The organism is Bradyrhizobium sp. SZCCHNR2028, from assembly GCF_032380995.1.
GTDB lineage: Bacteria > Pseudomonadota > Alphaproteobacteria > Rhizobiales > Xanthobacteraceae > Bradyrhizobium.
The window spans coordinates 182,378-203,516 of the sequence record NZ_JAUHJF010000011.1 but is presented as its reverse complement, the minus strand read 5'-3'; the positions used below and the strand labels follow the sequence as shown (position 1 = coordinate 203,516).

The following is a 21,139-nucleotide window of genomic DNA, read 5'->3' as shown; positions in this document are numbered from 1 at the left end:
CGCCATCAGGCTGGATAGAGGACTTCCACCTCCAAGCTGTCGTTCATACTCGGCACACCGCCCGTGGCCCGCCTGCGAAAAAAATGCAGGCGGCAGGTACCACAGGTCTGGCCGAACACGCCCGGCCCCCCCTGCGCGATGGTTTTGACGGCTGCTTCGCGTTCTCCCCGGTGCGCCGGCTTTTGGCCACCGTGCGCGACGATGCGCTTTGCGCGCTCCGCCGCGGGACACCAGCATCGGGGTGCCAGGACCGCGCGACTTGACCGTGCGTGCATCGCTGTTCGTCCGCGCGAATGATCACGCTGCAACGACACACGCCCATCGCATTCCGCTGCCGACGTCCATGACGACCGCGATACGTCCCCTCCGACGCAACGGAATGGGCGGGACTCTAATGCTGATTTTACGAAATGGACAAGCGATTTATTTTTCCGCACAGGGCTGGACAGGATTTCTCGCGCACGCCCCGATTTGCCCGACGGGCAGCTTTCGCATGCCGCATCCCACGCACATGCGCCTTGATTGCGCCTGCGATCTGTCACGGTGAAGGCCGTCATTGATCCAGATCAAACGCACTCGAAAACAAACCTCGATCCAGATCAAATGCTTGATGTTCCTCGATTTGATCCAGATCAAACGGCCGCAGGCCCACCGCAGCATGGCCCAGACACGTCCATATTGGCCGTCAAAAAGCGCCACATCTCGTCGGCAGATTCCGCGGCACAGCATGCGCTGATGACGCGAACTAACAGGCCTGGCGGACGAGCACGTCTGGCCCGGCCTCGTCACACCAGCGCGCCGTGCCAAGTAACCAGCGTCCTGGAAAGCAATGCGAAACAACAGCGCTCAACGTTCGTCCCAATACGACTACGCTTCGCACCGTCGAGAGGTCCGGCCGCTCACACACGTGGCCGTGCAGGTGGCTCCCGCCAGGTATCAGCCGGCCGCGCAGCCGGGCAGCCGCAGCACCGGCCGGGCCGAGCGGCGATTCTGGCTGACCATGCAGACGGTCATGCTGGTCGTCGGCGTGCTGCTGGTGAATCTGCTGCTGTTCTTCCCTGCGCTCGGCATCGCCCTGATGTGGAATCTGCTGATTCCGGTCGCGCCGGCGCTGGTGACGATCTCGCCCGGCCTGTGGCGCAACATCTGTCCGATGGCGACCTTTCATCTCTTGCCGAACAAGATGGGCATCTCGCAGAACATCCGGATGCCGGAATGGGGCGCGGCGACCTTAGCGGTGATCAGCGTAACCTCGCTCTTCATCGTCGTGCCGATGCGGCGCATCGGACTCAATGTTGACGGGCCGTTGACGGCGCTCATGCTGCTGTCGGCTGCGGTCATGGCGTTCGCGATGGGCTCGGTGTTCGAGATGCGCTCGGGCTGGTGCACCTCGCTGTGCCCGATCCACCCCGTCGAGCGTCTGTACGGCACCAACCCCGCTCTCACCTTCAAGAACGCCCGCTGCAATATCTGCGAGGCCTGCAGCAATCCGTGCCCGGACTCGACGCCGGAGCTGACGCCGACCGCGGGCGTGCCGACGAAGGTGCAGCAGTTCCTCGGCAACTTCCTGATCGGCAGCTTTCCCGGCTTCGTCTGGGGCTGGTTCCAGGTGCCGGATTATCCGCCGCAGCAGGTCGGGAGTGCCGAGATCATCACTGCCTATGTCTGGCCGTTCGGCGCGGCCGTCATCAGCTACATCGTGTTCAGGATCGGCGAGCACATGCTGCGCTACAAGCCGGCCACCCGCACCCGGATGCACCGCATCTTCGCCGCGACGGCGGTCAGCACCTACTATTGGTATCGCCTGCCCGGTCCGGCGTCGCTGCTGCCGGACTGGTTTCCGCTGGTCTCGCACCTCGTCACGACGCCGTTCTTCTTCTGGTTCCTGGTGCTGCGCTCGCCGAAGGTGAGCTGGCTGAAGCGGCCGGTGATGGCCTCGAACTACTGGTCGAGCCGGTTCGAGAGCACGGCCAACAAGAACCTCATCCGCGTCTCACCCGACAGGGCGTGATCCCGCGGCGTCCTTCAGCCCACATTGTCACAGCGTATCGAGGAGTGAACCATGTCGAACTTCAGGACCGTCACCGTCAAGGGCCGCCAGTTCCGCGTCCGCGCGGGTGACGTGCTGCTCGATGGCGCGCTGGCCAACGGCGTCGAGATTCCGTTCGACTGCCGCGCCGGCACCTGCGGCACCTGCATGGTTCATGTCTCCAAGGGGCAGACGGTGTGCGGCGAGACGCATACGCAGGGCATGATCTATGCGTGCCAGGCGCGCGTCGTCTCCGACCTCGACGTCGAGATGGAGGACGTGCCCGAGATCGACACCTCCAAGGCGCGCCTGGTCGGCCTGCGCGAGGTCGCGCCCGACATCATGGAGCTGATGATCGCCCCGGAGAAGAGCATCAGCTATCTGCCGGGGCAGTACTTCAAGTTCACCTTCAACGGCTATCCGGCGCGCGCCTACAGCCCCACCGCCTCGTTCGACGGCCGCATCGGCGGCCGCGTCATCCATCTCAACATCAAGCGCGTGCGTGGCGGCCGCGTCACGACCGCGCTCGGCAGCGGCATCCGTCCCGGCCATCGGCTGCGCATCCAGGGGCCGTATGGGCATGCGTTCCTGCGCCCGGGCGGCACCGGCCGTCTCGTCCTCGCCGGCAGCGGCACCGGCTTCGCGCCGATCTGGGCGATCGCCGCGATGGCGCTGCGCGAGTCCCGCAACCGGCCGATGGTGATCATCGCCGGCGCCAAGAAGCTGCCGCAGCTCTACATGACGCCGATCCTGGCGCAATTGGCGAGGCTGCCGAACGTCACGATCATCCCGACGGTCGAGGAAGGTCCGGTCAATCATCCCTCGATCCGCACCGGGCGCATCGAGCCGCACATGCCAACGCTCACGGCCTCCGACGTCGTCTATGCCTGCGGCTCGCCGCGCATGGTCAGCGCGCTCGCCGGCATGGTCGAGAAGGCCGGCGCGACCTTCTATGCCGATCCGTTCGACCCGGCTCCGCCGGAAGCGCCGTCCGGCCTGATCGGACGCATCAAGACGCTGGTGGCGCGGCGGCCGCCGGAGCCCGAGCCGAGCCGCGACAGCGGCAAGGGCCGCGAGGCTTCGCTCGATCCGTTCGAGCGGGCGCTGTCGCTGGTGCCGAAGGATCCGATCGAGGGTGATCTCGGCCTGCGCCGCCCCGAGCCGCGCCGCAGCGCGGCGGCCGAGCGCGACCATGCATTGTCGGTGGTGCGAGAGCGTGCCGCGCTGGGCGATCCCACGCAGTTGCAGGAGCGCGCCCGCCGCGCCGCCGGGCAGATGGCGTCGGGGCACGTGTGAGGGGCCACATCAGCGTCTCCGCAATACCGCGACCGATTATGAAGATAGGAGTGTAGTGCGCGCCTCTCACCACGTCGTCATGGCCGGGCTTGTCCCGGCCATCCACGTCGTTCTGCATCCTTGGAAGGACGTGGATGCCCGGGACAAGCCCGGGCATGACGGAGTAACTAAATAGCAGGCATTCGCGCCGCGATTACTACATTTCGCCAAATGCAACCGTCACACCGCAAGCGGGGAGAGAGGTGAAACCTCAAATCAGCTTGCGCCGCGCCAAACTCCGCATCAAGGCACCGACGCCGAAAGTCCACGGCTCGCATTCGTCGCTGTTGCGCATGCGGTTGACGAGTCGGCCGAGTTGGGGAGCCGAGATGGTGACGATGTCGTCGCGCTTGTGGGTGAAGCCCTGACCGGGAGCGTCGCGGTCCTTGACGGGCGCGAACATCGTGCCGAGGAACAGCGCGAAGCCATCGGGATATTGATGCACGGCGCCGATGGTCTGGGCGACGAGATCGGCCGGATCGCGGCTGATCTTGCTGATGGAGGAATGACCGTCGAGCACGAAGCCGTCGCTGCCGGTCACGGTCAGCGCCACGTCCATCTTCCTGACGTCATCGAGCGTGAAGCTCTTATCGAACAGGCGCAGCAGCGGGCCGATCGCGCAGGAGGCGTTGTTGTCCTTGGCCTTTGACAGCAACAACGCCGAGCGCCCCTCGAAGTCCCGCAGGTTGACGTCATTGCCGAGCATCGCGCCGACGATCCGGCCGCGGCTCGACACCGCAAGCACCACCTCCGGCTCCGGGTTGTTCCAGGTCGATTTCGGATGCAGCCCGGCATCCATGCCGGTGCCGACCGACGACAAGGTCGGCGCCTTGGTGAAGACCTCGGCGTCGGGGCCGATGCCGACCTCGAGATACTGGCTCCAGGCGTTCTGCTCGATCAGCACCTGCTTGAGGTGCATCGCCTGGTCGGAGCCCGGCTTGAGCTTGGAGAAATCGTCGCCGACGAGACGCACCACCTCCTTGCGGATCGCCTCGGCGGAGGCCGGGTTGCCGCGCGCGCGCTCCTCGATGACACGCTCCAGCATCGAGATCGCGAAGGTGACACCCGCGGCCTTCAGCACCTGCAGATCGACCGGCGCCAGCAGCCACGGCTTGGCCGGATTGCGGCAATCCGGCGGCGTGTTGGCGAGGATGGCGGCGAGATCGCCGATGCGCTCGCCTTTCATCGCGCGCAGGGCCGCCGCCGGATCGTCGTGCTCGCAGAGGGCGCTGACGGTGGGGAAAGCCGAGGTGACGTCATAAACGCCGTCATCGCGCACCGCGACCACGGCCGGTCCGTCCACGTCGGGGCGCCAGACCCGGCCGACCAGCGTCCCGCTGGTGCCGTCGTCGGGCAGGACGGTCTCGGGCGTCAGGTTGATCATGGCGTCGTGCTCCCTGTTGTTCTTGTTGCTCAGCGCACCCCTAGCATCGGTGCACGCCGGCTCCAAGCCACACGACGTCGCGCAATCACCAGCTGTAGCGCAGCACGCCCTTGCCGGCGTAGGAGCGGCTGATGGTCGAGAACTCGCCCTCGAAGGTCACAGCCGCCGACCAGTCGTTGCGCCAGGCCATTTCGGCCGAGGCCGAGGTCAGCGCAAGGTCGCGCGACTGCGCAGCGCCGTTGACGACGAAACTCGTGCCCGGCAGCACCTGGAAGCCGGCCGTCATGGTGCGATCCGGGTTGAAATTGTGCGCCCAGGCGGCGCGGCCGCGCAGCGACAGCACGCCGTCGGTGAGCGCAAACGACCGATCGACGCGCGCGCCGAGCTCGGTGCGCGCATCGGTGACAGTCTTGCCGGCATAGGTCAGCGCGAAGGTGCCGGCGCCGGAGAGCACCTGCTCGGCATAGGACGGCAGCACGTAAGCCGTCGCCTGGCCGCCGAGATAGGGCGTGATCCCGCCCCACGGCGTGGCATAGCGGCGGCCGGCCTCGAGGCGGGCCGAATAGGCCGACGCATTGAAGCGGGCGCGGAGCTGGTCGACGCCGGCGACGGTCACGGTGCGGTCGGTGGTCACGTCGTGCCAGCCATAGGCGAGCGCGGCGGAGAGATAGTCCGGACCATGGCGATAGCGGGTGAAGGCGCCGGCCTGGAACAGGTCGGAGCGGCCGCTGCCGCCGCCATTGACGCCGAAGCTGGTGCCACCGCCAGACAGCGCGAAGCCGGCGAGCCAGCTCGGCGACACGATGTAATCGGCGCCAGCGGCCAAGCCGACCTCGCGGATCGTGGCGTTGTTCGATCCGAGCGCGGCGTTGCCATCGGTGAACGAGCCGCCGCCGAACGGCGCGGCCCAGGTGCTCCAGCGCTCATCGAAGCGCTGGGCCGGTGTGGCCTTCACCGGCATGCGCGCGAAGGCATCGCGCGGCGCGGCGCCCCGCCCTGCGTCGGCGAACGCCGCAGCCGGACTAGATGCGTTCGCGCTGCGACCGGCGACGAAAGGATCGGTCATCAGGCCAAGAAAGATCTTCATCGAGTCGAACATCGCCTGCTGCGGAACGGTGGCGATCTCGCCGGAGACCTGCGTCAGGCCGGCCGGGGTCAGCGCGCCGAAGGCGAGCGGAATGCCGCCGGTGCGGTTGAAATAGCCGGTCGTGGTGTCCGTGACGTTCTGCTGGTTCGTGTTGTTGGTGCCGGTCGAGCCAAGCGTCAGGTTCAGATAGACGTTGTTGGCGTCGTAGCTCAGACGAGAAGTGAAATTGGCCGGCAGGTTGGTGTTGACCAGCGCATTGAAGGTGCCACTGACGCCGCCGGTCGCATTGACGATCGTGTACTGCTTGTTGACGTAGCTGCCGGGCGCGAAACTCGCCTGCACGGTGGCGCCGCCGAGCGTCGCCGTTCCCGTCACGTTGACCCGGTCGGCATTGGCCGGGGATACCTCGACCATGTAGCTCGCAGCCGTCGTGAACACGAGGTTGCCCTGCACGGTGAGCAGCCCGATCGAATTGCCCGGCGCGAGTGCGCCGCCGTTGATGAGCGTGCTGCCGACGATGCCGTTGCCGCCGAGCGCGCCGCCGGAATTCACCACGACATTGCTGCTGGCGATCGAGCCGTTCACGGCGAGGATGCCGCCGTCGATCGTGGTCGTGCCGGTGTAGGTATTGACGCCGGACAATGTCAGCTTGCCGCTGCCGACCTTGGTCAGCGAGCCTGGGCCGATGGTGCCGCACCCGCAAGGATCGGTGTCGCCGATCACGCCGGAGACCTCGGTGGAGAGATTGTTGCCGCCGACCACCAGCGTGTTGAAGGCGCCGATGTAGTAGTTGCCGGAGCCCGCCAGCGAGCCGGCGGTGATGCGGCCGTCGCCATTGACACCCGTGCTACCGGAGAAATCGACCACGCCGGTGCCATTGGTGACGAACTGGGCGGTGCCGCCGGTCGTATTGTCGAGGAAGCGCGTGCGGCCACCATCATTGGTGATGATCGTGGCGGAGCCGGCGCTGGCGTGATCGAAGAACAGCGTCGAGCCGCCGTCATTGGTGGTGACGGTCGCGTTCGCCGCGGTGGAATGGGCGTTGAACTGGACCTGGCCGTTCATGTTGTTGGTGATGGTGGCATTGCCGGCCGACGGGGTGTCGCTGCCGAAGCCGATCCCGAACATCACGTAGGAATTGCCGCCATTGGTGATGACCGCATTGGCGGCCGTGGCGGCATTGACAAACGCCAGCATGCTGAACGTGTCGTTCGTGATCGTCGCGTTGCCGGCGCTGGTATTGGCGTTGAACAGCGTGCGGCCCTGATGGTTGGTGATCACGGCGTTGCCGGCCGTGGCCGTGTCCGTGCCGCCGGCGACACCGAACGCGGTCGTGGCGATCGACTGGTTCACGATCGTCATCGTGCCGGCGGAGCTCGCACCGAGGAAGTTGGTGGTGCCGCCATCATTGGTGAGCGAGACGATGCCGGACGTGTCGGCCCTGACGATGTTGAAGATGCCGAAATTCGACACGTCGCCGACGATCCGGGCGGTGTGGGTGGCATCGCCGAGCTGCAGGGTCGCGACGCTGCCGATGAAGGTGCCGCCGGAGTAGGAATTGGTGCCGAGCAGGATGGTGGTGCTGTTGCCGAGCAATTCGGCGCGCACGCCGGCAACGGTCTCGCCGAGGTTGTTGCCGATGGTGATGGTCTGGCCGGAATTGGCGTTGTTGATGAAGCCCCAGCCGGAGCCGGCGACGCCGAAATTCACGTCGGCGCCGCCGATCGAATAGGACTGGGCGTTGCTGAGGAAGATCCAGGAATCCGGATTGATCGGCGCCGTGACCGTGATGGTCGATGCGCCGGTGGCCCCGAACAACGCCTCCTGGCCGCCCGATGCGGGCGGCGCGCCGGCCGGCGGGGTCTCCCAGTTGGTCGAGAGATTGTAGTCGGAGGTCGTCGTCGTGGCGCCGGGACCGCCCCAGGTGTAGTCGGTTTGCGCCTGCGCGGCCGTCGCCAGCCCGAGCCCGACCACGAGCACCAATCCGCCAACCCGCCAGCGGACAGCCCGGTCAGCCGTGTTGTCGCCCGACATCCCCACTCCGACGCTCCCAAGCCCTGCTCTGCACGTTCTCGTGCAGTCCAAGACCTAGCAGCTCAGACTTGGTGGTCGGGACGGGATGCGAATGCGTTTTTCCAATGATTTCAGATCATTACGCGTTTCGCACCGGTTGTGGCGATCGCGCAACGCATCCGCCCAAAAATTCACACCCCCGTATTCGCCAGGGATGCGCGAGCGAGGGCTCACGGATTCGGCGAGCTCTCGCCGGCGACCTGCAGCAGTTGCGAGCGGCGGACGCGCTCGCGATGGGCGGTGTAGAGGCCGCTGGAGACGATGAAGGCGGCACCGACGATGGTCCAGACGTCCGGCACCTCGCCGAACACCACGAAGCCGAGGATGCTGACCCACAGGAGCTGGGTGTAGGAGAACGGCGCCAGCACCGAGGCGTCGGCATAACGGAACGCCAGCACGACGATCCACTGCCCCATGGTCGAGGCGACGCCGACCAGCACGCCGAAGCCGATGTCCTGCCAGGACGGCGTGGTCCAGACGAACGGCACGATTGCCGTGAGCACGCAGACGCCGGCGATCGACGAATAGGTCATGATCGTGATGGCGTGCTCGCGGCCGCTCATCATCCGCGTCATGATCAGCGTGCAGGCCCAGGCGAAGGCCGAGGCGATCGGGAACAAGGCGGCGAGATGGAACGCGCCGGTGCCGGGGCGGAGAATGATCAGCACCCCAAACAACCCGACCGCGGTCGCGATCCAGCGGCGCAGGCCGACCTTCTCGCTGAGGAACACGATCGACAACGCGGTGACGAACAGCGGCGCGACGAAGCCGGTCGCGGAAGCCTCGGCAATCGGCAGATAGCGTAAACCGGTGATGAACATCAGCGACGAGCCGAGCAGCGCAACGCCGCGCAGCAGCTGGAACTTGAGCCGCTCGGTGCGCATCGCGAACAGCGGCGAGCCCGGGATCATCGCCGGCACCATGATCGCCGCGAACACCACGAAGCGGATCCAGGTGATCTCGATCGAGGGCAGCGTCTTCGAGAGATATTTCGCTGTGACGTCCGAGGTGCCGAGGAACACGGTCGACAGCAGGATCAGCGCGATGCCGCGGAACGGCCGGTCGGCCCGCGCGGGCGCGCGCTTGCGCGTGGCCTGCGGCTTCTCCTGCACGGAGGTCGGCACGTCGTCGAGGCGCGCGGCTGCGGCCGCACTCGGTGGCGGGGTCACGGTCGAACTCGGGAGTTTTGGAACGGGGACGATTCGGTGAGTGGCGACAAAACGCCAATCGCGACGCCGCGACAACCCATCGAAGCGGGCAGCACTTATGCGTTGCCACGCGCCGGAGTAGCAAACATCCGTAATTTTCCGTGATGCTGCATTACAGCATGGGCAGCCCGCGCGGCTTCGGCCCGCGCGGAAAGGCGCGATCGATTGCGGCGATCTCGGCTGCGGTCAGCTCGATGTCGCCGGCCGCGGCATTCTGCTCGGCATGCTCGGGCCGCGACGCCTTGGGGATCGCGAGCAGCGACGACGCCCGCGTCAGGAAGGCGAGCGCGATCTGGCGCGGCGTTGCGCCATGCTGCTCCGCGATGCGCTGCAGCACCTCGCCGCCGGCGCTGCGGCGTTCCGGAAAGTCGTCATGGCCGAACGGCGAGTAGGCGACGACGGCGACGCCATGCTGGCCGCACCACGGGATCACCGCGTGCTCGATGGCGCGCTCCTGCAGATGGTAGAGCACCTGGTTGCAGGCGATTTGGCCTTCGCCGGCGACATCGAGCAACTCGTCGAGATCGTCGACGTCGAAATTGCTGACGCCCCAGGACCCGATCTTGCCGGCGGCCTTGAGCTCCTCGAACGCCGCCACCGTCTCCGCGAGCGGATAGGAGCCCGGCCAGTGCAGGAGATAGCAGTCGAGCCGGTCGGTCTTCAGCCGCTTCAGCGAGCGCTCGCAGGCGGTGATGGTGCCCTTGCGCGAGGCGTTGCTTGGCAGCACCTTCGAGACCAGGAATACGTCGTCACGCCGGCCGGCGATGGCCTCGGCGATGACCAGCTCGGCATCGCCATACATCTCCGCGGTATCGATGTGGCTCATGCCGAGATCCAGGCCGCGCCGCAACGTGGCGATAGCGCGGCTGCGATCGGCGTGGTCGAGATACCAGGTGCCCTGCCCGATGACGGAGACGCTGGCGCCGCCAGTTCCGAATGTCTTGTGCTTCATGCGGGCGAGCATAAAGAATGAGGCACGCGGCGTCGATTGGGTGCCCTCCCTGCTCAAGGCATCTGACGCGCCTCCACACCCACCTCATTCCGGGGCGACGCGTCAGCGTCGAACCCGGAATCCCGAGCTTGTCTTGCGCTGTTTCATTTCCACCATGTCGAGATTCCGGGTTCGAGGCCGTTGGCCTCGCCCGGAATGACAGTGTTCTCGGCTAGCTCGCCGCCGCGATCGGCGGGGCGTCCGTGGCCGTCTGCGCGATCAGCCGCTTCATCTCGGGGATGCACGAGCCGCAATTGGTGCCAGCCTTGAGCTGCGCACCGATGGCGGCGGGCGTGCGCGCGCCGCCGGCGATGGCGTCGCAGATGGTATCGCGGCCGACGCCGAAGCAGGCGCAGACGATCGGGCCGCCGCCGACGCCGTCGGGCGCGCGGCCGGACAGCAGCACGCGGCGCTGGTCGTCGTCGAGGCGATCGGCGGCGAACATCGTCTTCACGACGTTCCAGTCGCCGGCATCATGGCCGGGGCCGACGAAGAGACAGGTTTCGATGCGATCGCCGGCGAACGACGCGGCGCGATAGACGCCGCCGCCGACATCCATGTAGTCCGTGACGTCGTCGGTGGCGCGCGCCTTGAACCAGGCCGGCCAGCGCGACAGATCGCCGTTATCGGCGAACAGATAGCCCAAGCCGCCCTGCACCGTCGCGCGTGCCCACCACAGGTTGGACGGCAGCGTGAGCTCATTGCGCGACAGGATGAAGCCGCGGAATACGTACTCATAAGAACTGATCGCAGCCGGGGTCGCCTTGGCCTCGGGCTGACCGGAGAACGGATCGGTGTGGGAGGCGACCAGCGCGCCGACGCGACCATGCGATGAGTTGGTGGCGTTCCAATGGATCGGCGCGAACAGCATGCCGCGCTGCTGGCGCTCGCTGACCACGACCTTGAGGATGCACTGGCCGTGCTCGGTCGTCACCTTGGCGAAGCCGTCATGCATCAGGCCGTATTTCAGCGCGTCGTCCGGATGCACCTCGACGAACGGCTCCGGCAGATGCGCTGATAGCCGCGGGCTCAAGCCCGTGCGCGTCATCGTGTGCCACTGGTCGCGGATGCGCCCGGTGTTCAGGCGCAGCGGGCGGGCGGCGGTGGTCTCACCGCGCAGCGCCGGCACTTCCGGCGCGACGAAGCGCGCTTTGCTGTCGTTGGTGAAGAAGGCGCCGTCGGCGAAAAAGCGCGGCTCGGGCGGCTTGCCCGCGCGCGCCGGCCATTGCACCGGCGCCATCGTCTCGTATTCGTCGTCAGTGAGCGAGGCCAACGCGCCGATGTCGAAATCGCGCGTGCCGTCGTTCTCGAACGCCGACAATGCCGCATGCTCGCGGAACACGTCGGCCGCAGAGTTGTAGTTGAAGGCGCCCGCGTGGCCGAGCCGTTTGCCGACCTCGCTCAGGATCCACCAGTCCGGCATGGCCTCGCCGGCCGGCGCAAGGAAGGCGCGCTGGCGCGAGATGCGGCGCTCGGAATTGGTGACCGTGCCCGATTTCTCGCCCCAGGCCTGCGCCGGCAGCAGCACGTGGACGCCGGCATCGACGGTGTCGTTGGAGCGGACGTTCTCGGACACGACGAACAGCTCGAGCTTCTTGAGCGCGGCGCGGACCAGATCGGCGTCCGGCAGCGACACCGCGGGGTTGGTGCCGATCACCCACAACGCCTTGATCTCGCCGCGCGCGATCGCCTCGAACATCTGCACCGCCTTGAGACCCTCATGGGTGGCGATGTCCTTGGCCTTCCAGAAGCGGCGGACGCGGTCGATGTCTGGCGGCGTGAAGCCCATGTGGGCCGCGAGCTGGTTGGCGAGCCCGCCGACCTCGCGGCCGCCCATCGCATTGGGTTGGCCGGTCAGCGAGAACGGCCCCATGCCCGGCTTGCCGATGCGCGCTGTCGCGAGATGGCAGTTGAGGATCGCGTTGACCTTGTCGGTGCCCTGCGCCGACTGGTTGACGCCCTGCGAATAGAGGGTGACGACCTTGGGAGTATCGCGGAACAGCTTGAAGAAGGCGACGACGTCGACCTCGGACAGGCCGGTGGCGAGCGCGGTCGCCGCGGCGCTGCCGGCGAGGCTGCGGGCGCGAGCCAGGGTCTCGTCGAAGCCGCTGGTGTGAGCGTTGATGTAGTCGTGATCGAGCGCACCGCTGTCGGCGAGATGCACCAGCAGGCCGGAGAACAGCGCCGCATCAGTGCCAGGCTTCAATCCCAGGAACAGATCGGCTTCGCTCGACGTGTCGGTGCGACGTGGATCGATGACCACGAACCTGGCGCCGCGCGTCTGCTTGTTGGCCAGCATGCGCTGATACAGCACCGGATGGCACCAGGCGGCATTGCTGCCCACGAAGACCAGCAGATCGGCCTGATCGAGATCCTCATAGGTGCCGGGCACGGTGTCGGCGCCGAAGGCGCGGCGGTGACCGGCGACCGACGAGGCCATGCACAGCCGCGAGTTGGTGTCGACATTGGCCGAGCCGAGAAAGCCTTTCATCAGCTTGTTGGCGACGTAATAGTCCTCGGTCAGCATCTGGCCGGAGAGATAGAACGCCACCGCATCCTCGCCGTCGCGGGCGACGATGTGCTTCAGGCGGGTCGCGACGTGATCGAGCGCATCGCTCCACGCCACCCGCTGCATGCCGCCCTTGCAGCGGATCATCGGGTACAGCAGCCGGCTCTCGAGCCCGAGCGTCTCGCCGAGCGCCGAACCCTTGGAGCAAAGCCGGCCGAGATTGGCGGGATGCATCGGATCGCCGGAGATGGCAGCGCCGCCGCAGCCGTCGGGCGTGGCGAGCACGCCACAACCGACACCACAGTAAGGACACGCAGTGCGCACCGTCAGCAGCTTCGGATCGACCGTCGTCATCGTCGTGCGTGGCCCCTTCTCACGCTGCCTGCGGCCGCGCGCCCGCGCGGCCGAACATCATCGCCGTCCGAATCGCTGCAACCGGCTCGCGGCTCCGGATCAGCTCGCGATACCACAACGCGTCCTGAGTCTCACCGATCAGCACGGCGCCGGTGAGGCGCCCCTCCGTGATGACGAGCTTCTTGTAGATGCCGCGTTTGGCATCGTTGAGCACGATCGCCTCGCTGCCCTCGGCGCCGATGAAGTCGCCCGCCGAGAACACGGATACGCCGGACACTTTCAAGTTGGTCGACACGACGCTGCCGCCATAGGCCGCCTGGCGGCCGGCCAGATGCCGCGCCAGCACCCGCGCCTGCTCGTAGGCCGGCTCGACCAGCCCATAACAGGTGCCGCGATGCTCGGCGCATTCGCCGAGCGCGAAGATGCCGGGGGCCGACGTCTGCATGGCGTCATCGACGACGATGCCGCGGTTGACGGCGAGCCCCGCCTCTTTCGCCAGCGCAACGTTCGGCCGGATTCCGGCCGCGAAGATCACGGCGTCGGTGGCGAGGCGCCGTCCATCGGCCAGTTCGACTCCTTCGACCCGCCCGTCCCCATGGATGGCCGCGGTGCTGGCATTGAGCAGAACCTCGATCCCCTTGCGCGCCACCAGCGACTTGAGCAACGCGGCGGCCGGCGCATCGAGCTGCCGCTCCATCAGCCGGTCCATCAGATGCAACAGCGTCACCCTGGCGCCGGCACGCGCCAGGCCATAGGCCGCTTCCAGCCCGAGCAGGCCGCCGCCGACGACCACCACGCGCCCCTTCTTCGCCGCGAGCGCCAACAGCACGTCGGTATCGCGGCTGTCACGGAACGTGTGCACGCCCGGCAGATCGGCGCCGGGCACGGGAAGCCGCAGCGGCAGCGAGCCGGTGGCCAGGACCAGGCGCGAGAACGCCACGTTCTCATCGTTCTCGATCTGGAGCTCGCGGCGGCCGACATCGATGGCGGTCACGCGCGCACCGTATTTCAGCGTCACGCCGCGCTCGCGCCACCAGGTGGCTGGCTTGAGCTCGATCTCGTGGGACGCGGCCTCGCCGGCCAGCACCGACGACAGCAGCACGCGGTTGTAGGCCAGACGCGGCTCCTCGCCGATGACGGCGATCGCGTAGCGGCCGAGCGCGGTCTGCGACAATTCCTCGGCCAGCTTTGCAGCGGCCATGCCATTGCCGACGATGACGAGCGGTTCACTCAAGACGTCTACTCCGCCGCCTGCGCCTTGCCGTAGGCTTCCGCGATCATGAAGCCGGACAGCGTGCCATAGGCCGCGGTCCAGGCCTCGGCGACCTCGGGCGTCCAGGCCTCGCCGAGCCCCTTTTCCAGGGTCCACAGCAGCGCAGAGCCGACCACCGGATAGTGCTCGGGCTTGGCACCATAATCGACGTGGCGCTTGGCCAGCGCGCTTGCTGCCGGCAGGATCGCAGGCAAGTTCGCCAATCCATTCACGACGACCGCCAGCGTCGCCATCAGCTTCTTGCGCTGCTCGGTGAGATCGTCTGGAAACATCGGCCGCACCTGCGGCGCGACCTCGAACAGGCGATCGTAGAAGATGCCCGCGGCCTGGTCGGAGATCGGCGCGACCTTGGCAAAGCTATCCTGAACCAATGCGATCTGAGACGGCGTCATGGGAAATCCTTCGATGATGGAGATGAGAACCCGTTAGTCGCCCGAGGCGGAGGGCGGTTCGATCCGTCCTCCGCGTTCGAATCGTCACGCCGCCTCGACGTAGCGATGGCGCTCATAGAGGAATTCCAGCACGCGCTGGCGGCACTTCACGTAGGTCGCGTTGGTCGCGAGCTCGAGCCGCTTGCGCGGACGCGGCAGCGCGACCTCGAGCACCTCGCCGATCCGTGCGCTCGGACCGTTGGTCATCATCACGATACGGTCGGACAGCAACACGGCCTCGTCGACATCGTGCGTGATCATCAGGATGGTGTTGCCGAGCTTCTGATGCAGCGCCATCACGGAATCCTGCAGATGCGCCCGGGTCAGCGCATCGAGCGCGCCGAACGGCTCGTCGAGCAGCAGCACCTTCGGCTCCATGGCGAGCGCACGGGCAATGCCGACGCGCTGCTTCATGCCGCCGGAGATCTCGTTCGGACGCTTGTCCTTGGCATGGGCCATCTGCACGAGGTTCAGATTGTGCATGGTCCAGGCATCGCGCTCGGCCCGGGTCTTGGTCTTGGCGAACACCTTGTCGACGCCGAGCCGCACGTTCTCATAGACCGTGAGCCAGGGCAGCAGGCTGTGGTTCTGGAACACCACCGCGCGGTCAGGTCCCGGCGAATTGACCTCGCGCTCCTCCAGCAGTACGCCGCCGGTCGTGGCCGTGGTGAGCCCCGCCACGATGTTGAGCATCGTCGACTTGCCGCAGCCGGAATGGCCGATGATCGAGACGTACTCGCCCTTCTCGATCGAGAGATTGATGTCCTTCAGCACTTCGGTGGTAGCGGTGCCGCGGGTGAAGGTCTTGTCGACGTGGTCGAGCTTCAGATAGGCCATGATCTCTACCTCTCAATTCGTCGCAGTGCCGCGGGTGACGATCTTGCCGACCACCGCGATCATGCGGTCGAGCACGAAGCCGATGATGCCGACATAGAACAGCGCGAGAATGATCTCGCTGATATGCGAGGAGTTCCACGCGTCCCAGATGAAGAAGCCGATGCCGACGCCGCCGATCAGCATCTCGGCCGCGACGATCGCGAGCCACGACAGGCCGATGCCGATGCGCAGGCCGGTGAAGATGTAGGGCGCGGCCGCCGGGATCATGATCTTGGCGAAGAACTCCAGCGGATTGAGCTGCACCACCGCGGCGACGTTGCGGTAGTCCTGCGGAATGTTGCGGATGCCGACCGCGGTGTTGATGATGATCGGCCACACCGAGGTGATGAAGATCACGAAGATCGCCGACGGCTGGCCGTCGCGAAACGCCGCCAGCGACAGCGGCAGCCAGGCGAGCGGCGGGATCGTGCGCAGCACCTGGAAGATCGGATCGAGGCCGCGCATGGCCCACACCGACTGGCCGATCAGCGTGCCGACACCGACGCCGACGACGACGGCAATCGCGTAGCCGAAGGCGACGCGCCGGAGGCTGGCTTCGAGATGCCAGAACAAGCCCTTGTCGATGCCGCCATGATCGAAGAACGGATCGAAGATCAGCTCCCGGGTGTCGCTGAAGACCCGGGAGGGCGGCGGCAGCGCCGAGCCGGCCCGGCGGCAGACCAGCTCCCAAATCAGCAGGAACAGCGCCAGCACGATCAGCGGCGGCACCACGCGCACCGCGGCCTCACGTGCCATCTTTACATAGCGCTCGGCCTTCGGCGGCTGCTTGGGCGTCATCGTTACGATGGACGCCGAGGTGGACGCCGCCGCGGTCGGCACGACCTGGGGAGCACTATCGTTGCTCAACGCTGGCATGGACATCGGAAACCTTTCTCCGTGCAATGAGAGGGGCCGCGCGCTTTCCGCGCGCGGCGAGAGTCCTGATCAGGCGTCGACGCGCTTGATCGACAGCGACTTCAGGTAGGCGGCGGGATCTTCCGGATCGAACACCTTGCCATCGAAGAAGGTCTCCTTGCCGCGCGACTTGGAGGTCGGAATCTCGGCGGCGGCGACGTTCATCTCCTTGGCGGCCTCGCGCCAGATGTCCTCGCGGTTGACCTTGGCGATCAGCGACTTGGCGTCGAAGCCGGCCTCATACTTGCCCCACCGGATGTCCTCGGTGATGAACCAGAGATCGTGGCTCTGGAATGGATAGGATGCGAAGTCGCTCCAGTACTTCATGATGTGCGGCGAGTTCTCGACGACCTTGCCGGTGCCGTAGTCGAACTTGCCGGCCGAGCGCCCGGCGACGTCCTCGACCGGGCAGTTGATCCACTGCCGCTTGGCCATGATAGTCGCGAGCTCCTGCTTGTTCTCCATCTTGTCGGCCCACTGCTGGGCTTCCATCACCGCCATCGTCAACGCCTTCGCGGCCTTCGGATATTTGTCGACAAAGGCGGCGCGCATCGCGAAGGATTTTTCGGGATGCTTGTTCCAGATCTCGCCGGTCGTGACGGCGGTGTAGCCGATGCCCTGGTTGACGAGCTGCGCATTCCACGGCTCGCCGACGCAGAAGCAGTCCATGGTGCCGACCTTCATGTTGGCCACCATCTGCGGCGGCGGCACCACGATGGTCTCGATGTCCTTGTCGGGATCGATGCCGCCGGCGGCGAGCCAATAGCGGATCCAGAGATCGTGGGTGCCGCCCGGGAAGGTCATCGCTGCCTTCACGGACTTGCCGGAGGCCTTCTTCTTCTCCAGCGCGGCCTTGAACGGCGCGGTATCGAGACCGAGCTTCAGGTCGGCGTACTCCTTGCCGACCGAGATGCACTGCGCATCGAGATTGAGGCGCGCCAGGATGTACATCGGCGTCGGCTGGTTGTTCTGCGTCACCTTGCCCGAGGAGATGAGGTACGGCATCGGGGTCAGGATGTGCGCGCCGTCGATGCCGTTGCCCTCGGAGCCGAGCACGAGATTGTCGCGCGTCGTGCCCCATGAGGCCTGCTTCTGCACATCGACATCAGGCATGCCGTATTTCGCAAACAGGCCCTTGTCCTTGGCGACGAACAGCGGGCCGGCATCGCTGAGCGCGATGAAGCCGAGCTTGGCGCTGGTGACTTCCGGCCCCGCCCCTTGGGCGAAAGCTCCGCCCGGCAAGTTCAGCTTCGCGGCTGCAAGCAGCGCAGCCGTCCCTGCGCCGGCCTTGAGAAGCTGACGACGGCTGAGGCCGTTGCGGCGAGCAGGATTGGCAGTCTTCGTCATGAGTGCTGTCGTCCTTTGTCTGAAGAGCGCTCGATGGTGAATGGCCGTCCGTTGCGGGTCGCTGCACCACGCACAAAGGCGCGTTCCGAGGAGGCCTCGGAAGGGGCAGCGTCACGATTCGGATGAGGGTTGCGCGGACGGCATCGATGGCGTCGGACACGCTCATTCAAGCTTCGTGCCAACACGCCGATTTGGATTTGTCAGGCAAATTCAACCCTTTAGCATTGCACAACAATCCATCAGAGGCAGCGGGCCGCATCCAAAATTTGCGATTCGCACACTTTGTGTGCGGCGCACACAAAATAAGCATGGAGAGATTGTTCCATGAGCATCAGGGCACCAAAAGAGCCCTTTCAGGCAGCCGCAGCAGAGAAACTCCCGCGCAGTCGCTTGAAATCACTGACTTTCTCGGTGGCGTCAAATTTGGCACACGCATTGCTTCTGGTTCTGCAAGTCAACGATGACTGCGGTTCGCCGGACTGTCGACGCCGATGGCGCTGATCTCCGGGACGGATGCGCGCACGCGACCGAGGTCTCCTCGGCGCGGTCGTCGTGACGCCCTTCCCGCATTCGACATCCGATCCGCCTGCCCGTGGCGATGTCCCTCGAGAGCCAGAACCTCTCGCAAGGCAGCGCGCAATCGACTCCCGAGAGCAAGCAAAGGACGTTTGAATGTCGTATCTCGCGCCTTCAGAATTCGTCACCAAGATGGTGGACGCAGGCGAGTCCAAGATCTTCATGTCGACCCGCGACACCGTCATCCGCGCCTACATGGCGGGCGCGATCCTGGCGCTCGCGGCCTGGTTTGCCGTCACCATCAACGTGAACACCGGCCAGCCGCTCATCGGCGCCCTGTTGTTTCCGGTCGGCTTCTGCATGCTCTATTTGCTGGGCTTCGATCTGCTGACCGGCGTGTTCGTGCTGTCGCCGCTGGCATTGATCGACAAACGTCCGGGCGTGACGATCGCAGGCGTGCTGCGCAACTGGGGACTTGTCTTCATCGGCAATTTCGCCGGAGCACTGACCGTAGCCTTCATGATGGCATTCGTGACCACGTTCGGCTTCACGCAGGAGCCGGACAAGGTCGGCGCTGTGATCGGCAATATCGGTGAAGGCCGGACGCTCGGCTACGCGGCGCATGGCGCGGCTGGAATGGCGACGCTGTTCATCCGCGGCATGCTGTGCAACTGGATGGTCTCCACCGGCGTGGTCGGCGCGATGATATCGACGACGGTCCCGGGCAAGGTGCTGGCGATGTGGATGCCGATCCTGGTCTTCTTCTACATGGTGTTCGAGCATTCGGTGGTGAACATGTTCCTGTTCCCGTCGGGGCTGATGCTCCATGCGAAGTTCTCGATCATGGACTATCTGATCTGGAACGAGATCCCGACCGTGCTCGGCAATCTCGTCGGCGGCCTCTCGTTCACCGGCCTGACGCTCTATGCCACCCACATCAGGACGCAGCCGAAGCGTGATGCCAAGATCGCAGCTCGCGCCGCGGCCTGATTCCGTTTCCCTCGGAGAGCCCGGCCCCGGTAAGGTCGGGCTCCCTTCATTTCGCCCGACAGCCCAAATGCCATTGCGGATCACAATCGGAGCGCATTCCGACAAAGGGCAGAAGCCGGGCAACCAGGACTTCCACGGCGCTCTGATTCCCGATGAGCCGGCGCTCAGCCTGAAGGGCATCGCGATCGCGATCGCGGACGGGATCAGCAGCAGCGAGGTCAGCCACATTGCGAGCGAGTCGGCGGTCAAGAGCTTCCTGACCGACTATTACTGCACGCCGGATGCCTGGTCGGTGAAGACCTCGGTGCGACGCGTGATCGCCGCGGCCAACTCCTGGCTCTACGCCCAGACCAGAGCCAGCCAATACGCCTATGATCGCGACAAAGGTTATGTCTGCACGCTCAGCGCGATCGTGATCAAGGCGGCCACGGCGCATCTCTTCCATATCGGCGATTGTCGCATCTATCGCCCCGCAGGTCATTCGCTCGAGCAGCTCACCGACGATCATCGCGTCATCATCTCGTCGCAGCAGAGCTATCTGGGGCGTGCGCTCGGGGTCAATCCCGAGGTCGAAATCGACTATCAGGCCATTCGGATCGAGCGCGGCGACATCTTCGTGCTCGCGACGGACGGCGTTCACGAGCACGTGGGCAAGCGTTTTGTCGCCAACGTGTTGAAGGAGAATTCCCACGACCTCGATCAGGCGGCCCGCATCATCGTCGCTGAGGCACTGGCGCAGGGCAGTGCGGACAATCTCACGATCCAGATCGTGCGGATCGACGAACTCGGAGCCGGCGATTCCGCCGAGATCCCGGTCCAGGCCGAGCAGCTGCCGCCCGCGCCGCTGCTGGACGCGCGGACGATCTTCGAGGGCTACCGGATCGTGCGCGAGATCCATGCCAGCAGCCGCAGCCACATCTATCTGGCCATCGACGTCGAGACGGAGCTCGCCGTCGCCCTCAAGGTGCCTTCGATCGACCTGCGCGGCGACAGCGCCTATCTCAAACGGTTCCTGATGGAAGACTGGATCGCGCGGCGGATCGATAACCCGCATGTGCTGAAGGCCTTCCCATCGACGCGGCGCCGCGATCATCTCTACGTCGTCACCGAATTCGTCGAAGGCCAGACCTTGGCGCAATGGATGATCGACCATCCCAAAGCCGATCTCGATGCCATCAGAGACATCATCGAGCAGATCGCCAAGGGGCTGCAGGCGCTGCATCGAAAGGAAATGCTGCACCAGGATCTGCGGCCGCAGAACATCATGATCGACCGGACCCGAACGGTGAAGATCATCGATTTCGGATCGGTGCGCGTCAGCGGCGTGGTCGAGGCCGACCCGGCTGCCGACCACGACAGCATCCTCGGCACCCAGCAGTATACGGCGCCGGAATATTTTCTCGGCGAGGGCGGCTCCGAATGGTCCGATCAGTTCTCACTCGGAGTCATCGCTTACCAGATGCTGACGGGGCGATTGCCCTACGGCGCGCAGATGGCGCGCGCAAGAACCCGGGCGCAGTTTCGCAAGGTCCGCTATCTGCCGGCCTCCGGCGATGACCAAGCCGTCCCGCTCTGGATCGATGGCGCACTTCGACGCGCCGTCCATCCCATCGCCGCCAAACGTTACGAGAGCCTCTCCGAATTCGTCTTCGACCTTCGGCACCCCAATCCGGCCTATGTCGGCGACAGCCGGACGCCCCTGATCGAGCGCAATCCGCTGCTGTTCTGGAAGGCAGCGACTGCGCTGCTCGCGATGGCAGTGATCATCCTGCTCGCGGCTCGCCACGGCGGCTGGTAGTCGGACCTGCCGGCCACCACAGC

The 21,139-nt window shown here is 65.8% G+C and carries 15 protein-coding genes and 1 pseudogene; 6 read left to right on the top strand and 10 right to left on the bottom strand.

All coding sequences use genetic code 11. The features are described 5' to 3' along the window. The 3 genes and pseudogenes from QX121_RS19200 to QX121_RS19190 all read left to right on the top strand — a co-directional run. Positions 1-263: pseudogene (locus QX121_RS19200) on the top strand (hypothetical protein); the annotation flags it as partial. 644 nt (positions 264-907) lie between these two features. After that, positions 908-2,011, top strand: a complete 1,104-nt coding sequence (locus tag QX121_RS19195) for a ferredoxin (RefSeq protein WP_315737179.1) — start codon at positions 908-910, stop codon at positions 2,009-2,011. A 51-nt stretch (positions 2,012-2,062) separates the two neighbouring features. Beyond that, positions 2,063-3,325, top strand: a complete 1,263-nt coding sequence (locus tag QX121_RS19190) for a 2Fe-2S iron-sulfur cluster-binding protein (RefSeq protein ID WP_315812768.1) — start codon at positions 2,063-2,065, stop codon at positions 3,323-3,325. A gap of 250 nt (positions 3,326-3,575) precedes the next feature. On the opposite strand, the gene QX121_RS19185 is transcribed toward QX121_RS19190, so the two are convergent. The 10 genes from QX121_RS19185 to QX121_RS19140 form a co-directional block, all read right to left on the bottom strand. Then, positions 3,576-4,748 carry a fumarylacetoacetate hydrolase family protein gene (locus tag QX121_RS19185; protein ID WP_315812767.1) on the bottom strand — a complete coding sequence of 391 codons (1,173 nt, stop codon included), beginning with the start codon at positions 4,746-4,748 and terminating at the stop codon, positions 3,576-3,578. An 85-nt stretch (positions 4,749-4,833) separates the two neighbouring features. Beyond that, entirely contained in the window at positions 4,834-7,869 is a 3,036-nt protein-coding gene (locus QX121_RS19180) for an autotransporter domain-containing protein (RefSeq protein WP_315799038.1), read from the bottom strand. A gap of 209 nt (positions 7,870-8,078) precedes the next feature. After that, the gene (locus QX121_RS19175; protein ID WP_315812774.1) at positions 8,079-9,032 is read right to left on the bottom strand and encodes a DMT family transporter; all 954 of its coding nucleotides are present in this window, start codon (positions 9,030-9,032) and stop codon (positions 8,079-8,081) included. 196 nt (positions 9,033-9,228) lie between these two features. Next, positions 9,229-10,068 carry an aldo/keto reductase gene (locus QX121_RS19170; RefSeq protein WP_315812766.1) on the bottom strand — a complete coding sequence of 280 codons (840 nt, stop codon included), beginning with the start codon at positions 10,066-10,068 and terminating at the stop codon, positions 9,229-9,231. Between the two features lie 211 nt (positions 10,069-10,279). Further along, a complete protein-coding gene (locus tag QX121_RS19165) occupies positions 10,280-12,970 on the bottom strand; it encodes a molybdopterin-dependent oxidoreductase (protein ID WP_315812765.1) in 2,691 nt (896 codons plus the stop codon). A gap of 19 nt (positions 12,971-12,989) precedes the next feature. Next, entirely contained in the window at positions 12,990-14,204 is a 1,215-nt protein-coding gene (locus QX121_RS19160; protein ID WP_315812764.1) for an NAD(P)/FAD-dependent oxidoreductase, read from the bottom strand. A 5-nt stretch (positions 14,205-14,209) separates the two neighbouring features. Beyond that, entirely contained in the window at positions 14,210-14,635 is a 426-nt protein-coding gene (locus QX121_RS19155) for a globin family protein (RefSeq protein ID WP_315737172.1), read from the bottom strand. Between the two features lie 84 nt (positions 14,636-14,719). After that, positions 14,720-15,511, bottom strand: a complete 792-nt coding sequence (locus QX121_RS19150; protein ID WP_315737171.1) for an ABC transporter ATP-binding protein — start codon at positions 15,509-15,511, stop codon at positions 14,720-14,722. A 12-nt stretch (positions 15,512-15,523) separates the two neighbouring features. Then, complete coding sequence (gene ntrB / locus QX121_RS19145; RefSeq protein ID WP_315737170.1) at positions 15,524-16,432, bottom strand: nitrate ABC transporter permease; 909 nt, start codon at positions 16,430-16,432, stop codon at positions 15,524-15,526. A gap of 63 nt (positions 16,433-16,495) precedes the next feature. Further along, positions 16,496-17,812, bottom strand: a complete 1,317-nt coding sequence (locus QX121_RS19140; RefSeq protein ID WP_315812763.1) for a CmpA/NrtA family ABC transporter substrate-binding protein — start codon at positions 17,810-17,812, stop codon at positions 16,496-16,498. A 146-nt stretch (positions 17,813-17,958) separates the two neighbouring features. Here QX121_RS19140 and QX121_RS19135 point away from each other — a divergent pair, with 146 nt between their 5' ends. The 3 genes from QX121_RS19135 to QX121_RS19125 all read left to right on the top strand — a co-directional run bounded on the left by QX121_RS19135 (position 17,959) and on the right by QX121_RS19125 (position 21,116). Next, positions 17,959-18,276 (top strand): hypothetical protein, encoded by a 318-nt coding sequence (locus tag QX121_RS19135; protein ID WP_315812762.1) that lies wholly within the window; start codon positions 17,959-17,961, stop codon positions 18,274-18,276. Positions 18,277-18,484: 208 nt separating this feature from the next. Continuing rightward, complete coding sequence (locus QX121_RS19130) at positions 18,485-19,318, top strand: formate/nitrite transporter family protein (RefSeq protein ID WP_315779526.1); 834 nt, start codon at positions 18,485-18,487, stop codon at positions 19,316-19,318. 67 nt (positions 19,319-19,385) lie between these two features. Continuing rightward, positions 19,386-21,116, top strand: coding sequence for a bifunctional protein-serine/threonine kinase/phosphatase (locus QX121_RS19125; protein ID WP_315812761.1), 1,731 nt, complete (start codon positions 19,386-19,388; stop codon positions 21,114-21,116). Positions 21,117-21,139: the final 23 nt, after the last annotated feature.